Consider the following 5,307-nt stretch of genomic DNA (forward strand, 5'->3'; position numbering starts at 1 on the left):
CCAGCGCCCCCCGCCACCACCAACTTCTCGACACTATTAGACTTCACCACGGGAATGCCTCTCTTTCCAGGATCGCGCCCGGCAACAACAGGCGCATTATCCCACGTCAGAGAGGCATTCCCGCGGACGCGCACCCCCACCACCCCCACACCCGTGAACAATCAGGGCTAGAGGTATGTCGCCTGAATCATGGGGAGTTCTCCACACTCAATGCGCTGGCTACTGACCGTAGCACGCGGTATAGTCGTGATCGCAGTATAAGCGCCCGCCCAGGCGGGATGAACAGAGAGGTCAACCGATGGCTCAACTTGGAGCAGATGTAGAACAATTGGAGATGCTGGGGCGGAAGTTCGACGAGGAGGCTCAGAAGATTGAGGCCACCATTTCGTCGATAACTTCGCAGGTGGCGGCCACTTGGTGGCAAGGGACAGACGCTGAGCGGTTCCGGAACCAGTGGGAGAGCACCGACACGTCAACCTTGCGGCAGGTGATTCAGCGACTCCAAGCGGCCGCAAACGACTGCCGCAACCAAGCAAACCAGCAGCGCCAGGTGAGCCAGGCCTGAACACGCAATCCGGGCCATGTTGTACGATCCTGGCTGTCTGGAACTCGGCCAGTTCCATCGGTCGGTGCACGGTGCCGGTCATGATGACCGGTGCAATAACAAGCACCGACCGGTGGAGGTCGCCCACCCCCGCTCAATTGCGAAGTGTCCAGTGATGGGGAGTTGTCCACACGTCGTTCGATGGCACGGCGCAGGCGGCTAGACTAGCATGCTGCCATGTGCTTCGATTATCAGACACCTCCGACCAAGGAGATGCGCAGATGAGTCGCTTGGTTCCATCTGACAGTTTGAGCCGCTTCGGAGGTGAACCGGCTGCAATGCGTCGAGCAGCGCAAGCATTTGACGAACAGGCCGAACGAATACGCAACTACGGGGAGGCGATGACAGCAGAAATCAATGACATGTGGTGGCAGGGTCCTGATGCCAACAGGTTCCGTGCAGATTGGGAGAGGATTCACCGCCGGGCAAGTCAGAAGATTTCAGGAGAGTTGGGTCGGCTAGCAGCATGTTTGCGACAAGAGGCCGCCAAGCAAGAGGCGGCAAGCCGTAGCTAATGGCTTGTCCTGTGGTTACGCGTCGAGGAGGAGGCTGAAGGGCAATGGCAATTCTAGGTGCTGATCCTGACCAGCTCGAGTCAACGGCAACTCGGGTGTTGGCTCGAGCCGATGACTACGATGATGCCTGCAACCATATAGCGTATTGGCTCCGCCGGATGGACTGGCAGGGACCCGAAGCGGATCGCTTCCATGCCATGTTTGAGTCACAAGTACGCCCCCAACTTGCTGCCGCCGCAGCGTTCTTGAGGCAAGCTGCCTCAGAATTGCGGATTCAGGCCAGCGCCCAGACCAAGATCAGCCAGACATCCTCGGAGCTTCAAGCACCTACGGACGTTTCGGCCCAGCTTCAGGTCACTCGTTTGCTGGGTGCGCTCGGCACTGGTGGTGGAGTTTTCGGCGTTGGCGTTTCGGCCGAGCTTCAGGTCACTCGTTTGCTGGGTGCGCTCGGCACTGGTGGTGGGTTGTTCGGCGTTGGCGGTTTGGCATACCTCCGCTACGCGAGGGATTTAGTGGCTCCTACTGGGCCAATTGCTCCGCTGGATCCAGATTCCCAGCGTCAGGCCAATAGTTGGCTGGGTGGGCTCGAGACTGGTGCTGGACTTCTCACGACTGGCGCTGGATTGTTCGGCGTTGGCGATTTGGCATACCTCCGCTACGCGAAAGACACGGTGCGGGGCTTTGGTTCTCGCCTACCGGACGCTGGAGTGGGCCGCTTTCTCGGAAGTAAAGTGGCAACCGGCCTTGGTGCGGCTGGCGCCGGAATGGGTCTTCTCAATCTTTTCGAGCATCTCCCTGAAGCCGACGCTGCATGGAAGAAAATGCATGACTCACCTCATCTTCAACCTGAAGACGCTGCGGATTTCGCTGATGCGATAGGAGATTCCCTTCTTGATACGTCATCCCTTCTCGTCGGACCCGCTGCCCCAGTAGGTCTCCTACTGATGTCGTTGGGTTTTGGAGTAAAGGTGGGTGCCCAGCTCGACACGCCAATTATTTGGGCGTGTGACAATATTATCTATCCGGCATGGACGGGACTGACGGATATAGCCGACGCGGCTTGGGACGGAGTGACGGATATAGCCGGCACGGCTTGGGACAGCGGACAGAAGATAGTGAATCGGCTGTGGCCATTCTGAGAGATCCGGTGACGCTCGACTCATGATTGCACCGCGTACATACAGGAGACCGTCAACTCGTGGAGGTTGGTTGTTGTGACGTCGAATGATCAGTTCTTGCCAGAGTTGACTGCTGAGGCGCTCGTGACCTTGGCTGCTGTCTCGGGGGTTCCCCCTGCGCCGTTGGTGTTGTCACAGTTGGGATTCGCTGACGCGAGCGAGATCGAACCGCGTTGGATTCTCGAAGTTGTTGATCGCGGAGCGCGTACTCTAAAGTCGCTCCAAGATTTCACACCATCGAACCCGCAGTGGAGTGAAATGCTGCGGCAGAGCATCCTTGGAATGGGTAATTCGCGCGGGTTCATCATTTTGATACGTTCGGATCAGCAAGAGGTTCGAGTAGTGTATTTGGGAGAAGAACACGTTATCGATGCTGTCACGCCCTACGGCAACCATCGGCTCTGTGTGAGCAAGAATGCTGTGGAGGAGGAACTCGGTTTGTTCTTTGGAGACTGCCCCGACTCGGACAAATACATGATCAATTGTCATCTGGAGCGCTTTGGCAGCGGTGCGACAGCTGCAGTCGGCGAGGATCCCGTGGTGTCTAGGTTGGCCTCGGAAACTGCAGTTGATCATATGGCCACGGTTTGCCGGACTTCGGAAGTCGTGTTCGAGATACTCAAGTGGCGCAGCGTTGACAACCAATTGTTCGTTGTCTCAAACCAGGACAATCAGGTATCATTCAGGTCATCAGGATCCAGAGAAGGCATCGAAACAGTGCTTTCGGCAATTCAGCGGATACAACAAGGCCAGTGATAGAGCCAAACAGGTTCTCGGGCGCGATCCCGGATCTCACACAGCCTACGCAATACCCGCGGGAATTGAATTACGTCGCCGGCGCCTACGTTCGTGCCGACTAACCGGAAGGTCGACGGTTCGGATAGTTTGGTCGCTTCCGTTTGGTGCGCCCTCTTTCCCGTAAGTCAAGTCACTGCCGCAGCGAATTGCTTTGGGCTTTGTGGAGATTCAGCTGTGCCTTGCGTTTCGGTCGATCAGCTTGCTTGACTTTAGGTGGGGGCGTCCTATCAAGTGGTGGACTCTGAGGGTGAGCCTCAGTGATGGTTGCCGACTGTGAGTTCGGCTGTGGCGATGGTATCGCGCTCGGGGTGGAGAAGGCTCATGGAGTCGGGCTGGGCGAAGATCGTCCGGAACAGCGCCGCGGCCATGTGCTGGTGCGACTTGGGCACCACGGCAAGCAGGTTCCGGATAACGTGCATCCGGCAGCACTGGCGGGCCGCTCCCCGGAACCGCCGGTCAGCGGCGGCGGCGAGGCCGCGGTGCGCATCGGATATCACCAGGCGCGCGCCGGCGAGACCCCGGTCGTGCAACGAGCCCAAGAACTGCTGCCAGAACCCTTCGGTTTCGCTGTCGCCAACGTCGCAACCCAGGACCTCTCGGTGGCGTATCGGCGCAGCTTCGAGGTGGCGCTGCGTCACGTCGGCCAGGTCGCCGATCCGTTCCACGTGATCCGCTTGGCGGACAACAGCATCGACGAGGTGCGGCTCCGAACCCAGAACGACACCCTCGATCACCGCTGCCGCAAGGACGACCCGCTGTGGCGAGCGCGACGGCTGCTCATTTCCGCGCATGAGCGGCTCAGCGAGCGCGGCGACGCCAAGCTCCGCGACCTGCTCACCGCGGCGATCCCCGCGGCGAGGTGCGCCTCGCGTGGCACGCCAAAGAGACTCTCCGCGGCCTCGACGACATCGACTGCCTGAAACTCGCCGGCGCGTACCTCACCGAACTCGCCGACGACCTGCAAGACACTGACAGCCCGCCGGCGCTGCGCCGCTTGGGCCGCACCCTGGTCCGCTGGCACACTCACATCGTCAACTGGCACCGCGCCCGCGTATCGAACCCGCTGCCGGCCCGGTCGCAAGAGCCTGCCGATGTGCACTCACATCGGCAACTGGCACCGCGCCCGCGTTTCGAACGGCCCCACCGAGGCGATCATTCTCTGGAGCGTGTCGGGGGGTGTCGTCGATGTCGTTGACGGGCGCGTGGCGGGCGGTCGTGGACGCGTTCTCTGGAGCGTGTCGTTGGAGTCCGCGATGTTGCTGGCGGCGTGAGCTGGACAGCGCTTCCTTCGGCCTGGCCTCGCCGGTCGAGATGCGGTGGAGGTGGCCTGCGAGGGTGCAGCGTGTGGTGATGCCGGTGACCGGCGCCGAGTCTTGGACGGTCGTCGACGACGAATGGGCTCTGGTGGAGCCGGTGGAGCGCTATCTGGCGCATCTGGCAGGCATCGAGCGTTCACCGAACACGGTGAGGGCCTACGCGCACGGTCTGCGGCTTTGGTTCGAGTTCCTCGGGGCCCGTCGCCTGGTCTGGGACAGCGTCGGGATCGAGGACGTCTCGCGGTTCGTGGCATGGCTGCGGGCTCCGGCCGACAACGTGATCGTGTTCGATGACACGGCGGCGGTTCGCAGCGCGGCGACGGTGAACCGTCACCTGGCCGCGCTGTTTGGGTTCTACGACTTCCACGCTCGCAGCGGCGGCGTGGGTGTGGCGGCGGAGTTGGTGGCGTGGAGGCGCGTGTCTCGGGGTTCCTACAAGCCGTTCTTGCACGGCATCGCGAGTCACGGGCCGGTGCGCACGCGGCCGGTGAGGCTGCGCGCGCACCGGCGGCTGCCGGCTGTGCTCGGCGCCGAGGAGGTCGCTGTGATCTTGGCGGCGTGCACCCGGCTGCGGGACCGGTTCTTGTTCGCCTTGTTGGCCGAGACGGGCATGCGGGTCGGCCAGGCGCTCGGTCTGCGACACGAGGACTTCGTGAGCCGCCGGCGGCAGGTGCGCATCGTGGCGCGGGCCGACAACGCGAACGGGGCCCGGGCGAAGTGCTCGTCGCCGGCGACGGTGCCGGTGTCGGCGCCGTTGGTGCGGCTCTACAGCGATTACATGCACACCGAGTACGGCGAATTGGACTCTGAGGGCGTGTTCGTGAACCTGTGGTCGGCGCCGGTGGGCAGGCCGCTGCGCTATGACACGGTCGCGAAGCCGCTGCGGCGGCTGCGAG

General features: G+C 61.7%; 6 protein-coding genes. 5 read left to right on the plus strand and 1 reads right to left on the minus strand.

What is annotated here, in order from left to right; translation table 11 throughout:
- Window positions 1-298: 298 nt before the first annotated feature.
- From OXF11_06940 to OXF11_06950, 3 genes are all read left to right on the plus strand, one after another.
- Complete coding sequence (locus OXF11_06940) at window positions 299-565, plus strand: hypothetical protein (GenBank protein MCY4486839.1); 267 nt, start codon at window positions 299-301, stop codon at window positions 563-565.
- Between the two features lie 598 nt (window positions 566-1,163).
- A complete protein-coding gene (locus tag OXF11_06945; protein ID MCY4486840.1) occupies window positions 1,164-2,258 on the plus strand; it encodes a hypothetical protein in 1,095 nt (364 codons plus the stop codon).
- Window positions 2,259-2,333: 75 nt separating this feature from the next.
- Window positions 2,334-3,053 (plus strand): hypothetical protein, encoded by a 720-nt coding sequence (locus tag OXF11_06950; protein ID MCY4486841.1) that lies wholly within the window; start codon window positions 2,334-2,336, stop codon window positions 3,051-3,053.
- Window positions 3,054-3,349: 296 nt separating this feature from the next.
- Here the strand turns inward: OXF11_06950 and OXF11_06955 are convergent, their stop codons facing one another.
- Complete coding sequence (locus OXF11_06955) at window positions 3,350-3,829, minus strand: transposase (GenBank protein ID MCY4486842.1); 480 nt, start codon at window positions 3,827-3,829, stop codon at window positions 3,350-3,352.
- Here OXF11_06955 and OXF11_06960 point away from each other — a divergent pair.
- Both OXF11_06960 and OXF11_06965 read left to right on the plus strand, forming a co-directional pair.
- Window positions 3,719-4,015 (plus strand): transposase, encoded by a 297-nt coding sequence (locus OXF11_06960; protein ID MCY4486843.1) that lies wholly within the window; start codon window positions 3,719-3,721, stop codon window positions 4,013-4,015. The two genes, OXF11_06955 and OXF11_06960, sit on opposite strands and share 111 nt — an antisense overlap.
- A gap of 415 nt (window positions 4,016-4,430) precedes the next feature.
- The coding region (locus OXF11_06965; GenBank protein MCY4486844.1) for a site-specific integrase at window positions 4,431-5,307 on the plus strand (877 nt) is incomplete at its 3' end.

The organism is Deltaproteobacteria bacterium (assembly GCA_026712905.1).
GTDB lineage: Bacteria > Desulfobacterota > Binatia > UBA9968 > JAJDTQ01 > JAJDTQ01.